The following is a 3,756-nucleotide window of genomic DNA, read 5'->3' as shown; positions in this document are numbered from 1 at the left end:
TATAGAATTAGCAACAAATTTCATAAAGCAAAGTAGCTTTTACAATACAACTCTAGATAATACAAATGCCTTTAACCCAGATAAAAAGCAATATGAGGATAGGTATATGTATCTAGATAGTTTTACTAACAATAGAGAATTCTATGATAAAAATCTAAAAGTAGATACAAAGCTTAGTAATGATATAGCAAACTTTGCAACAGGATTTGCAAAAGGTGGAATAAATCTTGTAAAAGATACAATAACAGGAGTTTATCATCTAGTAAGCAACCCAAAAGAATTTGTTAATGCGTTGGCTAATATCCCAAATATACCAAGTGAAATAAAAGAAGGTATAGATAAAGGCGAACTAGATATAGTATTGGGTGACTATGAGAGTGTAACTGCAAGAGATACTGAATTTATAGCTGGACTTACTGGTCCTAGTGCTATTACAAACAAAGCTGGAAAAGCAGCTTGGGATAGGTTTGGTAAAAAGCCTAGTGATGTAACTAGTGATGTTACTAAAATAGATAATCCAGCCATAGAGGCAGTAAAAGACAAAGATAGTGCCGCAAATGTTGCTTTGTATGAAAAATATAAGAAGGAACTTTATTTCTTGGAGACATTTAATTCCGATGGCACCTTAACCGAAAATGCTATTAAAGCATCTAAAATAATAAATTCCTCCTCTGGGGAGAAGATAGGCAATAAAAAGCTTATTGCAGAACTATCAAAACGTGGTGATATAAAAGATTGGGTTAAAGCAAAGGTAAAAGTAGGTAAAGATGAAGTCCATTTTTATAAAAATTTAAAAACCAATGAAGTGTACTATGAAATGGATTATAAAACAAAATTTGGTGGTAAAAAATGAAAGTAAAACTAAAATCAACCATTGATATTTCATCGCTTGAGCTTCGCGAGCTAAGTGCATTTGATGCGCTTAAAAAAGATACTATTTATGATGTCTTGCTGATGGAGATGTATGAAGGGAAGGTAAAATTTATCATTGTGTATGACAAGGATGATTTTGATGGCATTTGCGGATTTAGTGCTGAGCTTTTTGATATTATTGATGGCAGTATCCCAAATAGATGGAATATTGTTAGGATAAACGATGTCTTAAGTATTGCCCCAAGAAATATTAATTATGAAAATTTTTGGTCGGATTTACAAGAAATCTTTGAAGATGATCTAAATTTTAGAGAAAAAGATAAGAGATACTATTTTGCATTCAGAAATTATCTGATTGAGTTTGCTGGTTTTATTGATTTTAAAATTTATAAAAGAGAATTTAGAAAAATCTTTAACGACTATCAAGACCCAAGTATCAAAGCTATTGGTATAGATACGCAAACAGATGGCTACGTCGTTTGTCCGCATTGCTACAACGCAGAGCAGGTAAGTGCAGGGCTAGGCGTCATAAAGTGTGAAAAATGCCACCAAGAGTATAACAATCCACTTGCAAAAATTTGTCCAAGCGGGATAGAAGTTGTGAATGAATAGCTAGTAATAATTGTTATAGTTACATACTTCAGCAGAAAACCTGAAATTTGGGGTAAAACAACTAGTAGTATGGATACTTGGAATTTGCAAGGCATGAAGCATTTGAAAGATATTCTAAATTCTAATATTGAATTTAAGAAAGTTACAAATAGTAAAGATATAGCATTTTTGGAAAAAAGATTACCAGATGGTCGTGGTGTTAGACTAGAATTAAATGGAAAATTTAAAGGTTTTATAGATTGATGGAAATATTAGAATTGTTATTAGATAAAGTAAAATTAGAAAATTCCTTAAATTTAACAAAAGTATTGATAGAAAATTCTGAGGAAATATTAAATGTAAATTCCACTATTTATCCTAATTTATCAAAAGAAAATTATAAAAATTTTAGATTTGATGAAACACAAAATGGGTATATATATTTTCAACTCAAAAATTCAAAAATTTTTGATTTAAAATTTGAATTTTTTGAACTATATATTCTAATATATAATAATGAAAACGAACTAACACTATCTTTTGATTTTAATGAAGTAAATAAAATCCCCTTACAAAATTTTATTGATTTTTGCAAGAAAATGGCAAATGCATTAAATACAAAGTTTTATTATTGCGGTTTATAGCCCGCTCAGGATACTAGCACGCAGTTTTTTACATACAATGGTGTAGGAAAAATAAAGTGGTAAATAAAATAACAAAATCGAGTTTACGGAAATCTTAATGCTATTACGGGAAATTAAAATGAGAAAAATAAGGGAATTATTGGCAAAGTCTTTGTTTAGACTTGCTTCAACAGATTATCAAACACAATATATTGATAATTCTACTATTTACGAGTATGTGGCGCCAGAAGACTTAATTGAAGAGGTCACAAATTTTTGTAGAGAAGCACAATTAGATTGTTTCAAAAATAATTTTTCAGAACGAGAATTAGAATTTGCAAATATATTGCGAAATAAAATACTCAACCTGCCAAATGGTGATATATACGGAACAAATATATGGGCTGGATTAAAAATAGACGCAGAAAAATTTTTAAATATTTTGGGTTATCAAATAAAAGATTTTGATTATAATACAATAGATAATATAGACCGCAATGAGTTTGGTAAATAAAATAACAAAATCGAATTTACGGAAATCTTAATGCTATTATGGGAAAATAAAAATGTATCAACTAAAAAAAATATTATTAGAAAGGCTATTTGAGTTAGCTTCTACTGAGTATCAAAAAAAATATATAGACAATGCTACTACTGATAAATATACTTGGGGCGATGAATTAGTAAATGAGATTATAAATCCATTAGAACTTATACAAAAGCCAGAAAATAAGTACTTATTTGATAACAATGAGCTCCTAGCTATAAAAGAATATAAAAATAAACTTGATACTATTTGTAAAAATAATAATACGGATACAGATTTATATGAAATGCCAGAAATTTGGAATAAGATAGTTATAAGTTCTGTAAATTTACTAAATTTATTAGGTTATTCTCTTAATGACTTTGATGAAGATGCTAAATTGATAGCCGAGCATAAAATTTAATAATATAGTAGCGGAATTCCTTTTTACAAAGCTGGCAAATTACCACAAGGAACGATAAAACAAATTTTTGGTGATATACAATGATAGATGTAAAAATTGATTTTGAAGAACTAGAAAAGGATGTAATATATGCTGATAAATTTGGTGAATATAAACCAAAAAATATAATTGAAAAAGTTTATGGCTATTTATCAAAAAAATTAAACTTGCCATTGCGTTTTGGACCAGATGGTTTTAAGGATTTTTTTTGGTTAATTAGATATAAAGAACGGGAAGAATATCGAGAAGTAGATGAATGGGGGAGCTATGAAGAATATCTGCAAGAAAAATCAGAAAACTCACAATATGGGTTAAAAAATAAATTTGGTATTAGAGATGATATGACAATACATTTTTTAAATTTTAATAAATTTAAACAGAAATATAAAAATATAGCCAATGATTTATTGGTTTTACTCAATGATGTCATTCGTGAAACAGCCAAATATTCAACCGATAATGGCAATGATTTATTAAATATTATAGTAGTTATTGAAAGCTAGAGGTTTATAATCCACTATAATTTTAGAGTTAATTAATGATTTGTAGAAGAAAATAGATCAGACTTGAATAATAATATACCATATAATTAAGCCAAAAACACTCATCTAAAAGGATCACTACTAGCAGCAGGAGAGTATGATAAAGATAATACCTTTATAGATAACCATAACCTAAAT

General features: G+C 28.4%; 7 protein-coding genes. All 7 read left to right on the top strand.

Features of this window, described 5'->3' with window-relative positions:
* The coding region (locus UNSWCS_RS12045; RefSeq protein WP_035143960.1) for a hypothetical protein at nucleotides 1–853 on the top strand (853 nt) is incomplete at its 5' end.
* Nucleotides 850–1,485 carry a hypothetical protein gene (locus UNSWCS_RS10180; protein WP_021088436.1) on the top strand — a complete coding sequence of 212 codons (636 nt, stop codon included), beginning with the start codon at nucleotides 850–852 and terminating at the stop codon, nucleotides 1,483–1,485. The genes UNSWCS_RS12045 and UNSWCS_RS10180, both read left to right, overlap by 4 nt.
* Nucleotides 1,486–1,554: 69 nt before the next feature.
* Nucleotides 1,555–1,728, top strand: coding sequence for a hypothetical protein (locus UNSWCS_RS11890; RefSeq protein WP_155242313.1), 174 nt, complete (start codon nucleotides 1,555–1,557; stop codon nucleotides 1,726–1,728).
* Nucleotides 1,728–2,108, top strand: a complete 381-nt coding sequence (locus UNSWCS_RS10175) for a hypothetical protein (protein WP_035143959.1) — start codon at nucleotides 1,728–1,730, stop codon at nucleotides 2,106–2,108. Before UNSWCS_RS11890 ends, UNSWCS_RS10175 begins: the two co-directional genes overlap by 1 nt.
* A gap of 118 nt (nucleotides 2,109–2,226) precedes the next feature.
* Complete coding sequence (locus tag UNSWCS_RS10170; RefSeq protein ID WP_080655759.1) at nucleotides 2,227–2,601, top strand: phytanoyl-CoA dioxygenase; 375 nt, start codon at nucleotides 2,227–2,229, stop codon at nucleotides 2,599–2,601.
* Nucleotides 2,602–2,653: 52 nt separating this feature from the next.
* Entirely contained in the window at nucleotides 2,654–3,037 is a 384-nt protein-coding gene (locus UNSWCS_RS10165; protein ID WP_035143957.1) for a hypothetical protein, read from the top strand.
* An 80-nt stretch (nucleotides 3,038–3,117) separates the two neighbouring features.
* On the top strand, nucleotides 3,118–3,579 hold the full coding sequence (locus UNSWCS_RS10160; protein ID WP_035143956.1) for a hypothetical protein: 462 nt from the start codon (nucleotides 3,118–3,120) through the stop codon (nucleotides 3,577–3,579).
* Nucleotides 3,580–3,756 lie beyond the last annotated feature (177 nt).

This window comes from Campylobacter concisus UNSWCS (assembly GCF_000466685.1).
Taxonomy (GTDB): domain Bacteria; phylum Campylobacterota; class Campylobacteria; order Campylobacterales; family Campylobacteraceae; genus Campylobacter_A; species Campylobacter_A concisus_A.
Note: the sequence above shows the minus strand (reverse complement) of the source record. Positions and strands in the feature narration are given on the sequence as shown.

Coding starts and splice junctions, on each gene's coding strand:
- UNSWCS_RS10160 (WP_035143956.1), top strand. CDS start 3,118: ATGATAGATGTAAAAATTGATTTTGAAGAACTAGAAAAGGATGTAATA.
- UNSWCS_RS10165 (WP_035143957.1), top strand. CDS start 2,654: ATGTATCAACTAAAAAAAATATTATTAGAAAGGCTATTTGAGTTAGCT.
- UNSWCS_RS10175 (WP_035143959.1), top strand. CDS start 1,728: ATGGAAATATTAGAATTGTTATTAGATAAAGTAAAATTAGAAAATTCC.
- UNSWCS_RS10180 (WP_021088436.1), top strand. CDS start 850: ATGAAAGTAAAACTAAAATCAACCATTGATATTTCATCGCTTGAGCTT.
- UNSWCS_RS11890 (WP_155242313.1), top strand. CDS start 1,555: ATGGATACTTGGAATTTGCAAGGCATGAAGCATTTGAAAGATATTCTA.
- UNSWCS_RS10170 (WP_080655759.1), top strand. CDS start 2,227: ATGAGAAAAATAAGGGAATTATTGGCAAAGTCTTTGTTTAGACTTGCT.